We start from the raw sequence: 20,920 nt of genomic DNA, 5'->3' as shown, positions 1-20,920 counted from the left end.
AAAAAATAGCCCCTATGTCAAAAGACATAGAGACTATTTCAATTAAGCGTGAAGATCAGAAACTTCTTGTTCTTTCACTTCTTCTACTTTTTCGTTTACACGTTCAATAGTTGCACCTAATGCAGCTAATTTCTTATGGAAGTTTACATAGCCACGGTCAAGATGTTTTAACTCTGTTACACGAGTATAACCTTCTGATACTAAACCAGCTAAAATTAATGCTGCTGCTGCACGTAAATCAGTCGCGCCTACTTCAGCACCTTGTAAGCTGTTTGGACCGTTCATAATTACAGAACGACCTTCAATTTTAATATCAGCATTCATACGACGGAATTCTTCAACGTGCATAAAGCGGTTTTCGAATACCGTTTCAGTAATCATGCTTGTTCCTTCAGCTTGTAATAATAATGCCATCATTTGTGATTGCATGTCTGTTGGGAAACCTGGGTGAGGCATAGTTTTAATATCAACCGCTTTTAACTTATCTGGGCCGATAACACGTATACCTTCATTTTCCTCAACAATTTTAACACCCATTTCTTCCATTTTCGCTGTAATTGAGCGTAAATGTTCAGGTACAGCATTTTCAATTAAGACGTCTCCACCAGTAATTGCTGCTGCAACCATGAATGTTCCTGCTTCAATACGGTCAGGAATAATAGGGTGGTTTGCGCCATATAATTTATCAACGCCTTCGATACGAATCGTTCCAGTTCCAGCTCCGCGTACTTTCGCTCCCATCGCATTTAAGAAGTTAGCTAAGTCAACGATTTCTGGTTCTTTCGCTGCGTTTTCAAGGACTGTTGTCCCTTTTGCTAATGTCGCTGCAGACATAATGTTTTCTGTCGCGCCTACGCTTGGGAAGTCTAAATAAATTTTAGCTCCTTTTAGTTCTCCCTCTACGTACGCCTCAACAAAACCGTTACCAACTTTTACTTTTGCTCCCATTGCTTCGAAGCCTTTTAAATGTTGGTCAATTGGACGTGAACCAATTGCACATCCACCAGGAAGTGCAATACGAGCACGACCGTTACGTGCTAATAAAGGTCCCATTACTTGGACAGATGCACGCATTTTACGTACATACTCAAATGGTGCTTCAATGTTTAATTCTTTAGAAGAATCGATTGTTACTTGGTTATTTTCAAATACGACTTCAGCATTTAAATGACGTAATACCTCGTTAATTGTGTATACATCAGACAAAACTGGTACTTCAGATAGTACATTCTTTCCATCACTCGCTAATAGGGCTGCAGCGATTATAGGTAATACAGCATTTTTTGCGCCCTCAACACGCACTGTGCCGTTCAACCGCTTTCCGCCACGGACGATGATCTTTTCCAAATTATTCCCCTCCGTGTCCTTTTTTCAGTATCTATTCACTCAATACTCAGAAGTTATGATCGGTGTGCCAACCACAATTGTATCTTTGTTGTCTGTAGAACGTATTGCTATTTGCACATTTATTTTCTCTCTATTTATCGAAAGAGCGTCATTCCACTTTTTATTATATGCGGAGACTGACACAAATGCTCTTTCTTCTGTCTGTTCGATCGCTCTTGCTGAAAGATCTTTCAAAACCTGATTGGTTTTATTTTGCAAAACACCTTCAATCTTATCATTCAATACACCTTGAACACAAGTGTAAATTGTAGGTTTTCCGTTAAAAATTTTATTCATTTTCTGAACGTACTTCGGGTCCCATTTCGCCCCGCTTACCTCAAATATAATGAAAGTGTTTTCTTTAGTATTTTCTTTCGTCCAAGTTACTACTACTCGTTCTTCATATGAAGAAGATTTTTTATAGGATGTAGCTTTATATCCATCTGGAGATTGTTCTAATTCCCAACTTTCGATATTTGCCTTTTCCTTCACATCGTTTAACAATTTTTGAAACGTATGTATATTAGAAATTGTTTTTGTTTCTCGCGCTAACCATGACCACCGCTCTACTTTTGCATCATTCTTCTCTAAAGCTGCGATCATGCTCTCCATCTTCTGTTCATCGCTTATAGGTTTCATCTCTCTATATCCAACCAAAAATAAAACAACACTTAAGACAACGATAAGAATGGCTTTAAGCTTCAATTTCATCCCCTCCTATCCCCATTGTTAACGGAGATATGAGGTTCTATACACTTACTTTACTAAATACGTTAAACTCTTTGAATAGCCTAAATAATCAAGGAAAAAGTTACTGACAGATGTCCCAATCGCAATCGTAACTAGGATGAGTAATACTCTCGTCTGCATCACTTTCCCAGACTTCATTAAACGCTCAATGTGAATACCTTGCAAGGCCCACCACGTAATAGTAATAAACAATAAATGCGAAACAATGGCAATCAGTGCTTGTTGCCCTAAAAGTTGTGCCAAAAAATCGACCCCTTTTTACTTGGCTACTACTTACGCAAAATGTAAAAACGATACCATAATAAGTAGGAGCCACACTTTTTCAAACGCGAATAGGCTTCTTACATTTCAAATCGTAAGTTCCTCTCAAAAAACATATACTTATATACGTTTCCGTTTGCTGTTACTCCAAAATAAAAAGCGCAGAGTACGGACTCTACACCCTTTATTTTCACTATTGTACCACGTTACCCAAGAAGAAGAAATCCTTCATTAATGGAAAATATTCATAAAAGAAATTGTAACCAATCATCGGCATAATCCCTAGTATTACAATCGAAATTGCACAAAAACTCATGACAATCTTTATATTTAACGGTAACCGAAGTCTCTCTTCTGTCTCTCCAGTGCGGAAAAACATTTGCTGTAATATCCGAAAGTAATATACGAATGAAACAACTGTTGTCCCCATCATAATAGAAGCTAATACGTAATGAGCAGGTTCAACATGGAGTGCCCCTAAAAAGATGTTAATTTTCCCGATGAAACCAGCTGTCCCCGGTATTCCAGCTAACGATAAAATAAAGATTGTCATCACTATAGCTGTAAATGGAGATCGCTTGTATAATCCTGTAAAAATCGTCATATTTTCCTTATCATTTTGTAAGATTAATCCGTGGATGATTGCAAATGCTCCTATATTCATAAGCATATATGCAAGCATATAAAACCACATACTATCCATCGTGAACTGTGATAGCGCCACAAGAGGCACGAGCAAATACCCAGCATGCGCGATACCTGAATAGGCAAATAGACGTTTTACGTTGTATTGCTTTAATGCTACTACATTCCCAATAATCATCGTAATACTAGCTAGCACAGCAATGTATATACTCATACGCCCGTACAAAGATTGTGCGTCTCCTTGGATTGCCACGCCTGCAAACACCATAAGAAACAAACGCGTAATGAGTAGAAAACCAGCAATTTTAGAAATCGTTCCGAGAAAAGCAGTGACAGGTGTAGCTGCTCCCTCATACACATCCGGTGCCCACATATGAAATGGAACTGTTGCAATTTTGAATGAGAGTCCAACAAGTAAAAGTAGAAATGCGAGAGCTAACAATAATTGAATGCCCCCGGCCAATCCTTGCGTAAATGCCTGTTGCATTTCCACTATGTTGGTCGATCCTGTAATACCGTATAAATAACTCATTCCAAAGAGCGTAATGGCTGTTCCAATTCCTCCGTTAATGACATATTTCATTGCCGCCTCATTCGATGCGCGGTTTCTTTTTCGGATTCCTACAAGAATGTAGGAAGAAAGCGACAGCAATTCTAAACCGACGAATAGTGTGATGAAATCAACGCTTGAAGCCATGAACATCGCTCCAAGAAGCGCCATTAACATTAAGTAATAATATTCTCCCTTATCTTGAATAGGCTCCTTCTCGTCATCGCTCATTGCCATACATAAGACGAGAGATGCCCCGATTAATAATAACGTTTTAAACCCTTTTGAAAATCCATCTAACACAAACGATCCATTTAAAATATCTCCCGCTGGTTCACTATATAGCGTAATTAATGACACGGCCGCTAATACGACGGCTGCGATTGCACCAATCGCAACGTGCCTATGGTTCAGCTTAAAAAACAAATCACATATGGAAAGAAGGATGGCTGCCCCAAGAATAATGAATTCCGGCACCATCAGATGCCACGACAAGCTAAGTAACGTATTCATATCCATCCTACTTCACCCCCAATGTTTTCAACGTATTTTGAAGCGGATCCCCTAGTAGTTCTGGCATTACTCCAATTGCGATAATACAAACGAGAAGTAATATAACAGGAACGTACTCCCATCCGTGTATATCAGATTTCGCTTCCCATTCTTTCTTACCAAATGTTACTTGAAGTGTCGCTCTTAATACGTATACAGCGGTTAAAATAATTCCAAGTACACCTACGGCAGCGATAACCGGTTTCCCTTGGAATAAACCGAGAAAGGCAAGGAATTCACTAATAAATCCAGACATCCCTGGCATTCCAAGCGATGCCATACCTCCCGCTAGGAAGAAGCCGCTAAGCACAGGAACACTTTTTGCGAGCCCACCAAGCGCTGTAATATCTGAAGTCCCAAAACGCTCTTCAATCATGCCAAGTAAGAAGAAGAGCAATGCTGCAATTAAACCGTGAGACACAACTTGGAACAGTGCCCCTTGTATACCTGGTGCATTTAACGCCGCAAGACCCATTAATACAATGCCCATATGCGAAATACTAGAGTAAGCAAGCACCTTTCTAAAGTCCGTTTGGATGAGTGCTAGAAAGGCCCCGTACAATAAATTAATGACTCCTAAAATCGCAATTAGCGTTGCAAAATCACGAAAATGTTCTGGAAATAATCCTTTCCCGAAGCGAATAATACCGTATGCTCCAATTTTCAGTAAAACTCCCGCATGAAGCATAACTACAGCAGGATGCGCTTCTATGTGTACATTGACCATCCAGCGATGCAAAGGGAAAACAGGAAGCTTAATCGCAAAGGCAATCATTATGGCAAGAAACAAGCCGAACTGTAAGCTACTTGAAACAGCCATTCCTCCTCCAGCACCTACACTCGTTAATATTTCTTTAAGCTCCATAATATTTGTTGTACCTGTTTTCGCAAATAAAACCGAGAAAACGATAAGTAAAATAGCTGATCCGATACCGTTATATATTAAATAACTATATGCAGCCTTTTCACTCGACAATTTCCCCCACTTGCCAATTAATAAAAACATTGGTGGCAACGTAATTTCAAAGAAGATGAAGAACAGCATTAAATTTTGAGCAGCGAAGACACCGAGCATCCCTATTTCTAGCATGAGTAATAGCATGTAGAATGCTTTTAAATTTCTTTTAATGGAAAACGCCGCAATTGCTGCAAGCATCGCTAATAGGGCTGTCAGCACCATCATTACAAGCGATAAACCATCAATACCAATCTCGTAATAAATGGAAAACCATCTTTTATCTACCGCTGCAAAATCCCCAAATTTAATCCATTTCACTTTCTCATCAAATATCGATAAACTCTTTCCTGAAACATATGTACAAGCGAGGACGATAGCGATACCAAATGGAAGCGCCGTCCCAAATAAACCAAGCGCTCGCACTGTACGCGATTCTTTTTTCGGCGTTAACACAAGCAAGAGAATCCCTAAAAGCGGGGAGAAAATGAAGAACGTTAATAGCAATCCATTCATCGTAAATCCCCTCCCGTATATAACAAAATAATTATGAGCACAGCGAGCGAAACGGCCGTTACAGTTCCGTACACTTGTACATTCCCGTTTTGAAGCCGCGATCCTAGACGGCTCACGCCTTTAACCAATCCCGCAATTAAAACTGCAATTCCTTCTACAACGTATACTTCAAATAAGCGAAGCACATAAGCGATTCCTTTCGTAATAGGAAGCACCGTAACATTGTAAAGTTCATCCACATAATATTTTTCTTTCAAAAGGTTATAAAGAGGCGTCCCTTCTCCGCCTGCCCAATCTCTAGAGATAGCTTTCTTACCATATATGAAATATGCGAGGGCAATTCCCGCAAATGAAACGAGCGTTGCAACAATCATAATCCAAACAGGTCCATGTACTTCCTGCACTTTAAATCCTACATCTTTCATAAGCCAATCCCCAAGAAACGTTCCGAACCACGGTGTATTTATATAGCCTGCCACTACCGCAAGAACACCAAGGACAATCATCGGATACGTCATTGTGCGAGGTGATTCATGCACCTCTTCCTCCGTCTTCGTTTCCCCTGTAAAAACAAGAAAGTATAGACGGAACATATAAAATGCTGTTAGAAATGCCGCAATTACTGCTAAAACGAATAGAAAGTAATTGCCGTTCACCCAAGTCGCCGCTAAAATTTCATCTTTACTAAAAAATCCGGAAAGAAGAGGAACTCCACTAATTGCAAGTGTGCCTATTAAAAATAGTGCACCGGTTACTTTCATCTTTTTCTGTAAACCGCCCATTTTATTAATGTTTTGCGTATGGACTGCATGAATTACACTTCCTGCCGCCAAGAACAGTAATGCTTTAAAGAAGGCGTGTGTCGTTAAGTGAAAGACACCAGCTACATAACCAGCAGAGCCTAGCGCAAGCATCATATACCCGAGCTGACTAACGGTAGAATAAGCAAGAACCCTCTTAATATCCGTTTGTACAAGACCAATAGAGGCCGCAAAGATTGCGGTGAAAGCCCCAACGATTGCCACAGTTTGCATCGCTACCGCACTTGCTGAAAATAGCGGGAACATCGTCGCTACTAAATATACGCCGGCTGCAACCATCGTTGCCGCGTGAATAAGCGCCGAAACAGGCGTCGGTCCTTCCATTGCATCTGGCAACCATGTATGAAGCGGAAACTGACCCGATTTCCCCATTGCACCGATAAAAATTAATATCGCCGTTATTGTAATCATAGAAGGAGAGAGGTCACCCGTATGAATTGCTTTAAAAATCGCGTCATATTCAAAACTACCTGCGTGCCAAAAAATTAAAATCATCCCAACAAATAGCCCAACATCCCCAATCCGTGTCATAATAAAAGCCTTTTTCGCAGCAGCCTTCGCTTCTTCTTTAAAGAAATAAAAACCGATAAGTAAAAACGAACCAAGGCCGACTAACTCCCAAAATATATAAAGTTGTAATAAATTCGTCGATATAACTAGCCCAAGCATCGCAAATGTAAAGAGCCCTAAATATGCATAAAAGGTTGGTAATCTGGCGTCGCCTTTCATATAACCTTTTGAGTACACATGTACAAGAAAACTCACAAGCGTAACGATAAACAACATTAAAGCTCCTAATGCGGTAACTTCAAAACCAAATGATATATCTATATCTCCTACCCTAAGCCATACCCACTTATACTTCACTGCCTCAGATGAAAACCGTTCTATTAGTACCACTACCGCGGATATAAAAGAGAGAAAGGTAAAGAAAATACCTAGTACACTACTTCCCTCTCTAATTTTCTTCCCGAACACAATAAGTAACAAAAACGAAACAAGCGGGAAAAGCGGTATGAGCCATGCATAATCGATCATTGTTTCCTTCCCCCTTTTCGGTCACAATGCTATCCTTTGAGCGTATCCATCTCATCTACATGAACCGTCGGGCGATTACGGTACAAAGCAATCAAAATTGCAAGCCCTACCGCTGCCTCCGCTGCCGCTACAGACATCGTAAACAGCGAAAAAATTTGTCCTGTTAAATTCGGAAACAAGCCTAATTTACTAAACGCTACTAAGTTTAAATTGGCCGCGTTAAGCATTAATTCGATACAAACTAATACAATTACTGTATTTCGCTTTGTTAAAGCTCCAAATAAGCCGATGCAAAACAAAATAATCGCAAGTGTTAAATACGCAGAAGCCGGAACGCTACTCATGGGAATCCTCCTCCCCCTCACCCTTCTTCGCAAGGATAATCGCTCCTACAAGTGCTACAAGTAAAATAACTGAAGTTAACTCGAATGGAATAATATATTTTGAATAGAGAAGTGTACCGATTTGAAGTGTGTTGTTTTCATGGAGAGGTAAACTTCCTTGTGTGCTTTGATTTGAAAAATCGATACTATTAACAGCGAAATACATAACTGCTCCAAATGCTACAACCGCAAAGAAGATAATCCATTTTCGAAGAGTAAGGCGCGATTCATTTTCCTCGTTATGTTTCGTTAACATAATGCCAAAAATCATAATAATAGTGATCGCACCAGAGTAAAGTAAAATTTGTGCAACTCCGATAAATTCGGCCGATAAAAGAAAGTACAAGCCTGCAATGCTAAGGAATGTAAGTACAAGAGCCAGCATCATATGCATTACTTTCGTTAAGTTCAGCATAAGCACTCCGCCGATAATCGCAGACAAGGATAGGATAAAGAATGCTACAAACTCGCCATTCATGCTTTATTCTCCTTCCTGACGTTCTCGTCGTTTTCGTCGAGCCACTGCAAGTTTTTAAATAAATCATCACGTGAATACTCTGCGAGTTCGAAGTTATTCGTCATTACAATCGCCTCTGTCGGACAAACTTCTGTACATAAATCGCAAAGAATACAAATTTCAAAATTAATATCATACGTGTCGATAATTTTTCCTTTTTTCGTAGGATCAGGATGTTTTTTTCCTGTTAATTGAATGCAATCTGTCGGACAAATGTTAGAACACTGATTACAAACAATACATTTCTCAGGATAAAACTTTTGAATACCCCGAAAGCGGTCTGGTAATGGTAGCGGCTGATTCGGATAATCATACGTCACCTTTTTCTTACTCAAATTACTAAGCGTATATTTTAACCCTTTAAATAGTCCTTTCATCTCTTACTGGCACCCCCTTTATAGATTAGAAGAATAGCTCCTTAATCAATGCCGTTAAGAAAATATTTGCAAGTGCGATTGGTAATAATACTTTCCAGCCAAACTCCATTAACTGGTCACCTCTTATGCGAGGGAACGTAACGCGGAACCAAATCAATAGAAAGACCACACTGCTGAATTTCAAAGCAAACCATACGGCTCCTGGAATAAATCCAAGGAACATAACTGGATTCCAGCCTCCTAAAAAGAGTACTGTAATTAAAGATGACATCCCGAAGAAATACACATACTCTGAAAGCATGAAAAACGCCCAGCGAAAACCTGAGTATTCTGTATGGTATCCAGAAACAAGTTCTGACTCCGCTTCGGGTAAATCAAACGGCGTCCTATTTAACTCTGCAACTGCCGCAATTAAGAAAATAACGAAACCGATTGGCTGTGCAAAAATGTACCATACCTTCTCCTGCGCCGCTACAATCTCATTTAAATTAAGACTACCTGCTAACAAAACGACGCCAATTACACTCATCACAAGTGGAATCTCATAAGAAATCATTTGCGCCGCTGCACGCATCCCTCCTAAAAGGGAGTATTTATTATTTGATGCCCATCCCCCAGTTACAACGCCAATCGTCGTAATCCCAGATACGGCAATGTAATACAGCAATCCTACGCCAATATCCGCGAACTGAAATTTATCAGTAAACGGGATAACCGCAAGCACCATAAATGCTGGTGCGAATGCAATGACAGGCGCTAATATAAACAACGGTTTATCTGCAGCTTTCGGAATACTATCTTCTTTTAATAATAATTTCAAAACATCAGCTACCGTCTGTAGTAAACCGAACCGCCCCCCAACTTGGTTTGGTCCAATCCGCCCTTGCATAAATCCCATCACTTTCCGTTCTGCCAAAATACCGTATGTAACGAAGCCCAGGACTGCAAATAATAGAAGTACCGCTAATCCGAAAAAAATGAAGAAATTCGTCCAGCTTGAAGGTGATTGTAAGAGCGTCTCAATCATTAGCCATCAACCTCCCCAAGTACAATATCAACTCCACCTAAAATCGTAATTAAATTGGCGATGTTTTCACCTTTCAATAACTTCGGTAAAATTTGCAAATTGTAAAAAGACGGCCTGCGAAACTTCAAGCGGTACGGCTCTTTCTTTCCGTCACTAGCAATATAGCAACCAATCTCTCCTCGTGGCGACTCTATACGGACGAACGCTTCCCCTTTAGGCGCCTTAATGATTTTCGGCACTTTCGCCAGCACAGCTCCGTCTTTTGGAAACTGCTCAGCTGCTTGCTCAATAATTTTTAATGACTCCTCAATTTCCTTCATCCGGCAAACGTAGCGGTCCCAAGCATCTCCCGTGCCCCCAACAGGAATATCAAAGTCAAAACGATCATAAATAGAATACGGTTCATCTTTGCGAAGATCCCAATTTACTCCCGTGCACCGCAAATTTGCGCCGCTTAAAGAATACGAGATCGCCTCTTCCGCGCTATATATGCCAACGCCTTTCACACGATTTAAAAAAATTTCATTTCCGCTAACAAGGTCGTGATAACCTTCCAATTGCTCTCTCATATACGGAACAAACTCTTTCACCTTTTCAATCCAGCCGTCTGGCGCATCCCACTTCACGCCGCCAACTCTCATGTAGTTGAAAGTAAGCCTTGCACCACACAATTCATTTAATAAATTAATAATCATTTCCCGTTCACGAAACGCGTATAAAAATGGACTAACCGCTCCTATATCAAGAAGATTCGTTCCCCACCAGACGAGATGGCTCGCAACCCTCCCAAGCTCCATTGCAAGCACCCGTAAATATTCAGCACGCTCTGGAATCTCAAGATCCATCATCGTCTCTACAGCGTGGCAAATGACGTAATTATTCGTCATTGCTGATAAATAGTCCATTCGATCTGTATACGGGATAATTTGTGTATATTGCAAACTCTCAGCGATCTTTTCTGTTCCGCGATGCAAATATCCAATAACTGGTGTAGCCTCTTTAATAATTTCCCCGTCAATCTTAATTACAAGCCGAAACACACCATGTGTACTCGGGTGCTGCGGTCCAACATTTAAGAGCATCTCTTCCGTACGGATCACAAGCTACACCTCCACATCATACGGTTCATAATCTTTCCTAAGTGGATACCCTATCCAATCATCCGGCATTAAAATGCGAGATAAATTAGGATGACCCTTAAACACAATACCTAGCAAATCATACGCTTCACGCTCCGGCCAATCTGCCCCTTTCCAAAGCGGCGTCACCGATTCTACTTGCGGCGCTTCCCTATCCAGCTTTACCTTCACTGCTACTGACTGTTTCTTTCCATATGAAAATAAATGAACATATACTTCCATATGTGTCACAAAATCCGTCGCATGTAGCTCTGACATATAATCAAAAGCAAGTCCCTCATGCAATCGCATTAACTCCATCACTTCATAATATTTTGAAGGCTCCACCACAAGAGTTGGAACATCTTTTGAAAGCTTATTAATATAGGAATCTACTAATGCATATTCCCCTACCTTCTCCTTAACAACCTCCACGTACTGATTTAAATACGGTTGGTTAACTGATGGTTCTTCCTGCTGCGGTTCATCTTCTACCTTATTTACAGCTCCCTTTGCTCTTGCCGCAGCAGCGGCTTTCGCTTTTGTGGCTGCGATAGCCTTTGCTTTTTCACCTCCAGAATCCCCATCACCTTTCGAAGATTTTGCTTTTGCTAGTGCCGCGGCTTTGGCCTTTGCAGCTGCTACAGCCTTTGCCTTCGCTTTTGCTTTTTCTTCGTCCGGTACTTCTTCTGTTCCCTCTCGCTTTTGCTTCGTGAGTGCCGCCGCTTTTGCCTTTGCGGCTGCTGCGGCTTTCGCCTTCGCTTTTGCTTCGTCCGGTACTTCTTCTGTTCCCTCTCGCTTTTGCTTCGCTAATGCCGCCGCTTTTGCCCTTGCAGCTGCAGCTGCCTTTGCCTTCGCTTTTTCTTCGTCCGTTACTTCTTCTGTTCCTTCTCGCTTTTGCTTCGCGAGTGCCGCCGCTTTGGCCTTTGCGGCTGCTGCGGCTTTCGCCTTCGCTTTTGCTTTTTCTTCGTCCGGTACTTCTTCTGTTCCCTCTCGCTTTTGCTTCGCGAGTGCCGCCGCTTTTGCCTTTGCGGCTGCTGCGGCTTTCGCCTTCGCTTTTGCTTTTTCTTCGTCCGGTACTTCTTCTGTTCCCTCTCGCTTTTGCTTCGCTAATGCCGCCGCTTTTGCCCTTGCAGCTGCAGCTGCCTTTGCCTTCGCTTTTGCTTCGTCCGGTACTTCTTCTGTTCCTTCTCGCTTTTGCTTCGCTAATGCCGCTGCTTTCGCTTTTGCGGCTGCGGCTGCAACACGTTTTGCTTCTTCTACATTAACTTCTCCATACTTTGGTAGCGCTTTCTCTTTTTCTCGATGTTCTCCTTCAAGTTTAGACATTTCCGTCTCATGTTTCGCGGCAAGACGTTTTCGCGCTTCCTCTTTCGCATGACGAGCTGCTTCTCTCTTCATACTTTCTAAGTCTTTATTTGGATCACTCATTTATTCGTCACCTGCTTCCCTGTCTTCGCCTCGTAACGAATTTTTTCTTTTAATTTATTAATTCCATAAATTAAAGCAGCAGGGTTTGGTGGGCATCCAGGAATATATACATCAACTGGTACAATTTGATCTACGCCTTTCACAACCGCATACGAATTCACATACGGACCACCGGCTGTTGCACAAGATCCCATCGCAATTACCCACTTTGGTTCAGGCATTTGATCATATAGGCGCCGAACAATAGGCGCCATTTTCTTCGTTACCGTTCCTGACACAATCATGACATCCGATTGTCTTGGTGACGTCCGAAAAAATGACCCAAATCGATCTAAATCGTAATGTGATGAACCTACTCCCATCATTTCAATCGCACAGCATGCCAGTCCAAATGTCATCGGCCATAAAGAGTTGCTCCGCGCCCATCCCTTGAGCTGTTCCAGTGTAGAAAAAAAGATATTCCTTTCTAATTCCGCTCGTTCCTGTGGGTGTAATTCCTCAAAATTTATAACCATTGTAACACCTTCTTTTTCCAAGCATACGCTAATCCAACCAACAACATCACAACAAAAATGAGCATTTCAATCAGTGCAAATAAACCAAGCTTGTCATATGCAACAGCCCATGGATATAAAAATAAAGTTTCTACATCAAAGATGACGAACAATAAAGCAAAAATATAATAACGAGCATGAAACCGAATATTCGCATCATGAAAAGGCTCAATTCCACTCTCATACGTCGTTGCTTTCGCTGCACTCGGTTTATTTGGACGCAGCATTTTCCCTAATGTAAGAGCCACTACCGGCAGCAATATACCTAATAGCAAGAAAATCAAAACGATCATATAACTATTTTCATATACACTTGCCATTGTGAAACCCTCCCCCCTGAATTAAGAACAAGTTCACATAGTAAACAATATGTCTTACTTGCATCATTTATTATTTTTAAATTTTTCTAAATAATGCAACTATTTTAATCATTATAGCAAACTTCAAATTCCTATGTCGATATATTGGGAACAGAAACAACAATTAATACTTGCTAAACAAATCTATTTTTACAACTCATTATAAATGTGTAAAATAAATATAGAAATTCTATATGTTTTTCAAGCAATCCTAAAAAAACATATACTACAAAAGGCGGTTCTTATGTATATACAGTGGGTGATATAAATGACAAAACAAGCACACGTAAGTATTCTTATAAGCATTTCATTGTTGTATATAGCTATTCATTACGTATCAATGTCCTTTTTATATGAGTACGCACTCCCATTTCAAATATTAACTGGCATCAGTACCATATTAATTGATATTACAATTTGCAGTTATATATTTTATTTTTCAAATATAAAACAAGGGTTATCCCGTTTGTTTTGGATAACATTAACTATCGGATCCTTCTCTTATTTCATCGGTGATATAGTAGTTGCTTATCAACGCTTAATTCTACATGACTACTATACATTCGTTGATCCATCAGACTTTTTTTACTTATTATTTTTAATTAGCTTTGCATTTGCCTTTCTATATGAAATTATTTATGGCCGAAACTTATTGGAACAGCTTTCTACGATATGTGATATTTGTATTATTGTTACAGCTCAATTTACTTTAAGCTACTATTTGCTTATCGAAAGAACCATTCATATTTTCACAACATCATATATCGACATGTTTGTTCAACTCACGTATCCAATGGCTGATTTACTCTTTCTTTTAATAGGAATCAATCTTTTATTTAGACCATTATTCTTACTACCAAAACAAGTTGGTGCTCTTCTTGGCAGTGCTTTAATTTTGTATGCTACTGCGGATGCTATTTATTCTTATATAAAATACTTCCAACCTGAGCACTCTATGTTCACAGTTGCTCCATTCTATCAAGTAACTTTAGTATTGGTAGCAATCGCTTGTATACTTCACACAAAAGAACCTGAAAAACATGAACAAGTATTACTAACACCTCGATTGGGTGAATCAATCCGATTATCATTACCATATATTTCTGTAGTGATGCTTATTGTTTTTATATTGGTCGAAAATGTTTTTGCACCTATCCTAGTAATTGGACTGATGGTAACTTTCGCCTTCGTTCTCATACGCCATATGTTAGTCCGAAGACAAAATAAAATATTATTGCTAGCACAAATGCAATTCAACTTGGAACTTGAGAAACAAATTGAACTACGTACAGAAGATTTAGTAGAACAAAAAAATGAGTTATATCATAACCAACAAATGTTTAAATCTTTATACGAGCATCATCCAGATCCAATTTTCACATTAGATTTGTACGGTAATTTTCTAAATGTGAACAACGCTGGAACTACTTTACTCGGTTATCAAACGAATGAATTATTAAACCAACCATACTATTCACTTATGTATGAAGAAGATTTGGAAGAAATCATTAATGCCTTCCATCGCGTGAAAAAGGGAAAATCTATTTCTTTGGAAATACGGGCATATCATAAAAATAGAGATATTTACTATTTGCATGTTACAGCTGTTCCCATCTTTTTAAAGGAACATATTTCTGGAGTTTATTTAATGATTAAAGATATTACAGAAAGCAAGCAGCAACAAGAACAAATTAACTTCCTAGCATATCACGATACTTTAACGGAACTTGCAAATCGCCGTTCATTTCATCAGCAGTTAGAACAAGCAATTGCACGAGCAAAAATATCGAAAAGACCTTTTGCTGTTATGTTTCTAGACCTAGATCGCTTTAAAGTTATTAATGATACCCTTGGTCACCGGGTAGGAGATCTCCTATTAATTGCAGTAGCAAAAAGGCTCGAACGAATATCGACACAGAATATGAAACTTGCTCGACTAGCTGGGGATGAGTTCACAATCCTCATCGAAAATTATAAAAAAAGAACAGATGTAAAAAAGATAGCTGATATGATTGTAGTAGCTATGAACGAACCATTCGAAATTGAAAATCAACATTTACACATCTCACCGAGTATCGGGATTGCCATATACCCTGAAGCAGGCGAAGACCCACTGTCTATTTTGCAACATGCCGATATGGCCATGTACGAAGCAAAAAATAAAGGGAAAAATCGTAGCTCTCTTTACACGAAAGAACTATATAAGAAAATGGAACGAAAAGCTCGAATCGAAAAAGACTTGCCACTCGCTTTAGTAAACAACGAATTTTATCTCGTCTATCAACCCCAAATTGATACGACAACAAATAAAATTATCGGTGCTGAAGCATTAATACGTTGGAAACATCCACTATTAGGTGACATTTCACCATGCGAGTTCATTCCAATTGTAGAAGAGACACCACAAGTCGTTCCTCTTGGACATTGGGTGTTAAGAGAATCTTGTCTTCAACTAAAAATATGGCAAAGTTTTGGATACACAAGCTTAAAAATGAGTGTCAATTTATCAGCGAGAGAATTTCAACAAAATCAATTAATCGAAAATATTTCACGAATACTAAAGGACGTTGAGATTGACCCGAAAGATGTAACACTTGAACTAACAGAAAGAATTGCGATGATTGATGAAAAAGAAACATTGTCTAGACTAAAGCAATTAAAAGAATATGGTATTCAAACGTCCATTGATGACTTCGGTACCGGCTATTCTTCTCTTGCTTATTTATCAATTTTCCCTATCGATACATTAAAAGTACCAAAAGAATTTACACAACTAGCCGATCATCGACCTGAAGAAAGAGCCATCGTTTCCACTATCCTTTCTCTTGCGAATACTTTAAATCTCTCCGTCGTTGCTGAAGGAATTGAAACAGAAAAACAGCTTAAATTCTTGAAAAAAAATAACTGTAAATACATGCAAGGTTACTATTTCAGTAAACCTCTAACAAGTAAAGAATTTATAAGGTTTCTACAAAAAACACCCAGTATGAACCAATAGTTCACACTGGGTGTTTTTATCCCGCTATTTAAAGTTTCACTTTATAGTGTCGGAATTTTTTTCTCGTAATGTTCTTCTGCAATCTCTTCGTAAAAAGCTGCTGACGTCGTATAAAAATATGGAATTAACCATAAAAATCCAATCCCTAATGTAATACAACTTAATATAAACCAACCAATAAAGCTTAAACATAAAATGAAATACTCCATTTTATGTCCATCCATCATACGACGGCTTTCTGTAATAGCTTGATTTATGGAATACTCAGGATGATCATTTATAATAAAGTACGTCATTGCATAAGAAAATGATTTAATAATACCTGGAATAATAAATAGTAAGCACCATAAGAAAATATAAATGTTCACTACTATATATAATAAAAATGACTTTATAAACTTACTTCCTTCTGTAAACCATCTGAATATATGCCCAATACGTGCTTCTTTTTCACGAATGATATGCAGCGCTAAATAATAACCACCTAGCGTTAATGGACCTACCATCAATATTGTAATAACATCTACTGAAAGTGAGTTATTTACTTCTTTCCAATCCCAAAATTGAGAGAAAATGAAATCAATACTAAAACTAAAAGCTGAAATAAGAATCGAAATCAGTAATGTTGCCCCGACAGCTAATCCCCATTTCCCTTCTAATGAATCTAGCGCTTCTCCTTTTAAATCACTAATCATATTCTTCCTCCTATACGTAATAACTCTATTAGTATAGCACGTCCCTACTGCAATTCACCTTTTGCAATATAGCGATAAAAATGCGCTGTCGTTGTACCTACATATGGACTAAGCCAAAGAAATCCTATTCCAAGAGTAAAAATCGCTAAGATAGCCCATCCTATGAAACTAAGCCATAAAAGAAATAAATCTAGTTTATGTCCCCTCATAAGGTTCTTACTTTCTTTCATCGCCTGTGAAACGCTATAATCTGGATTTTCAATCATAACATAATACGTCATCGCATAAGAAAAATACATCACAATCATGCCGACAATTGAAATAGCTAATAATACGAAGAAAGCAATTGCAAACGACGTATTCCCTTCTTCACCAAAAAGCGCGAATAAACCCAGTAACAACATCGGAATCCACATACCTGTATATAACAAAATCGCAAGCATTGCCCACATTGTTTTCATCATTCTTTTAAAACCACGAAATCCTTCGAATAAGTGATCTACTTTTGCATCGTCTCGTTTACTAATTTGTAGCAACACATTCGTATAACCGTACGATGTAATACCGTTAGATGCATTACTCAAAATGATCATTATACAATAAAAAATCCCAAATGTAATACCTGCCCCGATTGATATTGTTCCCTCTTCAAGTGAGCCTGTTAAACCAGCAAATAATAAAAATATAATAATTCCTGGAATTAAAAGTATAAGCATTGCAGCCATTGAAACAACATAACTTAAAATAAAATATAAAATCGTTGATCCAACACCTAGTCCCCAATTTCCCTTTAAAGAGTACAATGCTCCTCGTTTCATTTCACCGATCATTGATTCGTCTCCTTTATGAAATATAAATTGTTGTACATTCTCTACTTATACAAATACCAATATAATTATACCATTTTTGTAAAATTATTCATGAACTATCATTTATAAAAAAAAACCGTAAAGGCAAAGCCTTTACGGTTTTTTTTACTTCATATCGGAAACGTTTAAACGGTTCACAGCACGTTGTAGTGCCATTTCTGCACGTCTAAAGTCAACATGAGCTTGTTTATCTTGCATACGTTGCTCAGCGCGACGCTTCGACTCATTTGCACGATGGATATCGATATGGTTTGCTTCTTCAGCAGATGATGATAATACAGTTACTTTATCTGGACGAACTTCGATAAAGCCACCGCTTACTGCTACATAATCAGTGTGTCCACCATGTTTCAGACGAACTGCACTAATTTTTAATGGTGCAACAGTTGGAATGTGACCTGGTAAGATCCCCATTTCCCCACTCTCTGCTTTTACACTTACCATTTCTACTTCTTTTTCGTAAACCGGTCCATCAGGAGTTACAATACTGACTGGAAATGTCTTCATACTTCGTCCCTCCTAAGGCCTTACGCCATCATTTTCTTCGCGTTTTCAATAACTTCTTCAATGCCACCTACAAGACGGAATGCATCTTCTGGAAGGTCATCATATTTTCCTTCTAGAATTTCTTTGAAACCACTAACTGTATTTTTTACAGGTACGTAAGAACCTTTTTGACCTGTAAACTGCTCAGCTACGTGGAAGTTTTGAGATAAGAAGAACTGAATACGACGAGCACGATGTACAACTAACTTATCTTCTTCAGATAACTCATCCATACCTAAGATAGCGATGATATCTTGAAGCTCTTTATAACGTTGTAAAGTTTGCTGTACTTGACGAGCTACTTCATAATGCTCTTCTCCTACGATTTCTGGAGAAAGTGCACGAGATGTAGATGCTAATGGATCTACGGCTGGGTAAATACCCATTTGTGTTAAACGACGCTCTAAGTTTGTTGTTGCATCTAAGTGAGCGAACGTTGTAGCTGGTGCTGGATCCGTATAGTCATCGGCTGGTACATATACCGCTTGGATAGACGTGATAGATCCTTTATTTGTAGATGTAATACGCTCTTGTAATTGACCCATTTCTGTTGCAAGTGTTGGCTGGTAACCTACCGCAGATGGCATACGACCAAGAAGGGCAGATACTTCAGAACCTGCTTGCGTGAAACGGAAGATGTTATCGATGAACAATAGTACGTCTTGTCCTTGCTCATCACGGAAATGTTCAGCCATTGTTAAACCTGTTAATGCAACACGTTGACGTGCTCCAGGTGGCTCGTTCATTTGTCCGAATACCATCGCAGTTTTCTTAATTACGCCAGAATCGCTCATTTCATGATATAAGTCGTTACCCTCACGAGTACGCTCACCTACACCAGCGAATACAGAGATACCACCGTGTTCTTGTGCGATGTTGTTAATTAATTCCTGAATTAATACTGTTTTACCTACACCGGCACCACCGAATAGACCGATTTTACCACCCTTAATGTAAGGAGCAAGTAAGTCTACTACTTTAATACCAGTTTCAAGAATTTCTACTTTAGTAGATAATTCTTCGAATGCAGGTGCTTGACGGTGAATTGGATCACGACGTACATCGGCAGGAACTTCACCATCTAAGTCAATTGCATCACCTAATACGTTGAATACACGACCAAGTGTTACATCACCAACTGGTACAGAGATTGCTTTACCAGTATCTTCTACTTCTGTGCCACGAACAAGTCCATCTGTGGAAGACATTGCAACTGTACGAACTGTGTCATCACCTAAATGAAGTGCAACTTCAAATGTTAAGTTAATGCCTGCTCCGTTTTCGTTGCTTTGTTTTACCGTAAGGGCGTTGTAGATTTCTGGTAGCTTTCCGCCATCAAACTTAACGTCTACAACCGGACCCATGATTTGCGTAACGCGCCCTTTATTCATCGGGTTCCCTCCTAGCTTTCTTTTAATTAGCCAGCTTTCTAAGAGAAGTCGGCTTTTAATTTTTATTAGTTTATAGCTTACGCGAATCTCCTAAAAGAGCCGCTTCCGCTTTTTATTACTATTCTAACGCTGCTGCTCCACCAACGATTTCCGTAATCTCTTGCGTAATCGCTGCCTGACGCGCACGGTTGAATGAAAGTGTAAGTGAATCGATAACTTCCATTGCGTTGTCTGTAGCACTCTTCATTGCTGTCATACGCGCTGCGTGCTCACTTGCTTTACCGTCTAGTAATGCACCGTACACTAAGCTTTCTGCGTATTGTGGCAATAATACTTTTAAAATTTCTTCTTCAGAAGGTTCGAATTCATAAGCTGTCGTCGGTTTGTTAGACGCCACATCAGTAAGCGGTAAAATTTTATTTTCCGTTACTTCTTGTGAAATTTTACTTACATAATGATTGTAGTAAATGTACAGCTCATCATAAGCACCGTCTGCGAACATCGCAATTGCTCGAGAAGCAAGATCTTTAATATCAGTAAATGATGGGTGGTCAGATAATCCAACTACTTCATCAATGATGTTAAAGCCGCGACGTTTTAAATAATCACGTCCTAGTCGTCCAAGCACAATAATTGAATATTGGTTTGAATCCATATTATGACGTTCACGAACTACGTTACTTACCGTACGTAATACGTTACTGTTATAACCACCTGCTAGTCCGCGATCAGATGTAATAACGATGTATCCTGTACGCTTTACAGGACGCGCATTTAGCATTGGATGATTAATTCCTTTACTCCCTTGCGCAATGCTCGCTACTACTTCTTGAATCTTTTCCATATACGGAACGAAAGATTTAGCATTTTGCTCTGCACGGTTTAACTTAGATGCAGATACCATCTCCATCGCTTTCGTAATTTGACTCGTTTTCTTTGTCGAGGTAATCTTCGCTTTTATATCGCGTAAAGATGCCACAGGTTTTCACCACCTTTTTTCCGGAAGTTGGCACGATTAGTAAGAATCCTCTTCCTAATCTAGGTTGCAAGATATTCTTGCTCATGATTGAAGGAAAAGAATAGGTGCACCTACTCTTTTCCTTTACATAACCGTCAGCAATCTCAATACTTGAGGTGCCTTTATATATTATCTAGCTCCAGCAGCCTGAACGAGCCGCTTA

20 protein-coding genes are annotated in these 20,920 nt (G+C 39.2%); 1 reads left to right on the top strand and 19 read right to left on the bottom strand.

Annotated elements, in window-relative coordinates; genetic code table 11:
- Positions 1-42: 42 nt before the first annotated feature.
- From murA to nuoA, 14 genes are all read right to left on the bottom strand, one after another.
- On the bottom strand, positions 43-1,347 hold the full coding sequence (murA, locus tag SJY24_RS03935) for a UDP-N-acetylglucosamine 1-carboxyvinyltransferase (protein WP_000411272.1): 1,305 nt from the start codon (positions 1,345-1,347) through the stop codon (positions 43-45).
- A 39-nt stretch (positions 1,348-1,386) separates the two neighbouring features.
- Positions 1,387-2,091, bottom strand: a complete 705-nt coding sequence (locus tag SJY24_RS03930) for a YwmB family TATA-box binding protein (protein WP_377863804.1) — start codon at positions 2,089-2,091, stop codon at positions 1,387-1,389.
- A 51-nt stretch (positions 2,092-2,142) separates the two neighbouring features.
- Positions 2,143-2,379 (bottom strand): DUF1146 family protein, encoded by a 237-nt coding sequence (locus SJY24_RS03925; protein WP_071734725.1) that lies wholly within the window; start codon positions 2,377-2,379, stop codon positions 2,143-2,145.
- A gap of 211 nt (positions 2,380-2,590) precedes the next feature.
- Complete coding sequence (gene nuoN / locus SJY24_RS03920; RefSeq protein WP_377867209.1) at positions 2,591-4,105, bottom strand: NADH-quinone oxidoreductase subunit NuoN; 1,515 nt, start codon at positions 4,103-4,105, stop codon at positions 2,591-2,593.
- A gap of 7 nt (positions 4,106-4,112) precedes the next feature.
- Entirely contained in the window at positions 4,113-5,615 is a 1,503-nt protein-coding gene (locus SJY24_RS03915) for an NADH-quinone oxidoreductase subunit M (RefSeq protein ID WP_377863803.1), read from the bottom strand.
- Positions 5,612-7,474, bottom strand: coding sequence for an NADH-quinone oxidoreductase subunit L (gene nuoL / locus SJY24_RS03910; RefSeq protein WP_377863802.1), 1,863 nt, complete (start codon positions 7,472-7,474; stop codon positions 5,612-5,614). Before nuoL ends, SJY24_RS03915 begins: the two co-directional genes overlap by 4 nt.
- A 29-nt stretch (positions 7,475-7,503) precedes the next feature.
- A complete protein-coding gene (gene nuoK / locus SJY24_RS03905) occupies positions 7,504-7,818 on the bottom strand; it encodes an NADH-quinone oxidoreductase subunit NuoK (RefSeq protein ID WP_000100081.1) in 315 nt (104 codons plus the stop codon).
- Positions 7,811-8,335 (bottom strand): NADH-quinone oxidoreductase subunit J, encoded by a 525-nt coding sequence (locus SJY24_RS03900; RefSeq protein ID WP_377863801.1) that lies wholly within the window; start codon positions 8,333-8,335, stop codon positions 7,811-7,813. Before SJY24_RS03900 ends, nuoK begins: the two co-directional genes overlap by 8 nt.
- The gene (gene nuoI / locus SJY24_RS03895; protein WP_000677191.1) at positions 8,332-8,751 is read right to left on the bottom strand and encodes an NADH-quinone oxidoreductase subunit NuoI; all 420 of its coding nucleotides are present in this window, start codon (positions 8,749-8,751) and stop codon (positions 8,332-8,334) included. The genes SJY24_RS03900 and nuoI overlap by 4 nt, the downstream gene beginning before the upstream one ends.
- Before the next feature lie 25 nt (positions 8,752-8,776).
- Complete coding sequence (nuoH, locus tag SJY24_RS03890) at positions 8,777-9,778, bottom strand: NADH-quinone oxidoreductase subunit NuoH (RefSeq protein WP_002068471.1); 1,002 nt, start codon at positions 9,776-9,778, stop codon at positions 8,777-8,779.
- Positions 9,778-10,878: an NADH-quinone oxidoreductase subunit NuoD gene (gene nuoD / locus SJY24_RS03885; protein WP_377863799.1), complete on the bottom strand. Its 1,101-nt coding sequence runs from the start codon at positions 10,876-10,878 to the stop codon at positions 9,778-9,780. Before nuoD ends, nuoH begins: the two co-directional genes overlap by 1 nt.
- A gap of 3 nt (positions 10,879-10,881) precedes the next feature.
- On the bottom strand, positions 10,882-12,327 hold the full coding sequence (locus SJY24_RS03880) for an NADH-quinone oxidoreductase subunit C (protein WP_377863798.1): 1,446 nt from the start codon (positions 12,325-12,327) through the stop codon (positions 10,882-10,884).
- The gene (nuoB, locus tag SJY24_RS03875; protein ID WP_000236333.1) at positions 12,324-12,842 is read right to left on the bottom strand and encodes an NADH-quinone oxidoreductase subunit NuoB; all 519 of its coding nucleotides are present in this window, start codon (positions 12,840-12,842) and stop codon (positions 12,324-12,326) included. The genes SJY24_RS03880 and nuoB overlap by 4 nt, the downstream gene beginning before the upstream one ends.
- Positions 12,833-13,201, bottom strand: a complete 369-nt coding sequence (nuoA, locus tag SJY24_RS03870) for an NADH-quinone oxidoreductase subunit NuoA (RefSeq protein WP_000179270.1) — start codon at positions 13,199-13,201, stop codon at positions 12,833-12,835. Before nuoA ends, nuoB begins: the two co-directional genes overlap by 10 nt.
- Positions 13,202-13,508: 307 nt before the next feature.
- Between nuoA and SJY24_RS03865 the strand changes: the two genes are divergently transcribed.
- Positions 13,509-16,238, top strand: a complete 2,730-nt coding sequence (locus SJY24_RS03865) for a putative bifunctional diguanylate cyclase/phosphodiesterase (protein ID WP_377863797.1) — start codon at positions 13,509-13,511, stop codon at positions 16,236-16,238.
- 41 nt (positions 16,239-16,279) lie between these two features.
- Here SJY24_RS03865 and SJY24_RS03860 read toward each other — a convergent pair whose 3' ends face one another.
- The 5 genes from SJY24_RS03860 to atpG form a co-directional block, all read right to left on the bottom strand.
- The gene (locus tag SJY24_RS03860; protein ID WP_377863796.1) at positions 16,280-16,933 is read right to left on the bottom strand and encodes a DUF975 family protein; all 654 of its coding nucleotides are present in this window, start codon (positions 16,931-16,933) and stop codon (positions 16,280-16,282) included.
- 44 nt (positions 16,934-16,977) lie between these two features.
- Positions 16,978-17,763, bottom strand: a complete 786-nt coding sequence (locus SJY24_RS03855) for a DUF975 family protein (protein ID WP_377863795.1) — start codon at positions 17,761-17,763, stop codon at positions 16,978-16,980.
- A gap of 144 nt (positions 17,764-17,907) precedes the next feature.
- A complete protein-coding gene (gene atpC, locus SJY24_RS03850) occupies positions 17,908-18,309 on the bottom strand; it encodes a F0F1 ATP synthase subunit epsilon (RefSeq protein ID WP_000847207.1) in 402 nt (133 codons plus the stop codon).
- A gap of 20 nt (positions 18,310-18,329) precedes the next feature.
- Positions 18,330-19,739, bottom strand: coding sequence for a F0F1 ATP synthase subunit beta (atpD, locus tag SJY24_RS03845; RefSeq protein ID WP_377863794.1), 1,410 nt, complete (start codon positions 19,737-19,739; stop codon positions 18,330-18,332).
- A gap of 118 nt (positions 19,740-19,857) precedes the next feature.
- Positions 19,858-20,718 carry a F0F1 ATP synthase subunit gamma gene (gene atpG, locus SJY24_RS03840; RefSeq protein WP_002034912.1) on the bottom strand — a complete coding sequence of 287 codons (861 nt, stop codon included), beginning with the start codon at positions 20,716-20,718 and terminating at the stop codon, positions 19,858-19,860.
- Positions 20,719-20,920 lie beyond the last annotated feature (202 nt).

Source organism: Bacillus sp. R86525, from assembly GCF_042466195.1.
Taxonomy (GTDB): domain Bacteria; phylum Bacillota; class Bacilli; order Bacillales; family Bacillaceae_G; genus Bacillus_A; species Bacillus_A nitratireducens.
This window is presented reverse-complemented; position numbering and strand designations above follow the sequence as displayed.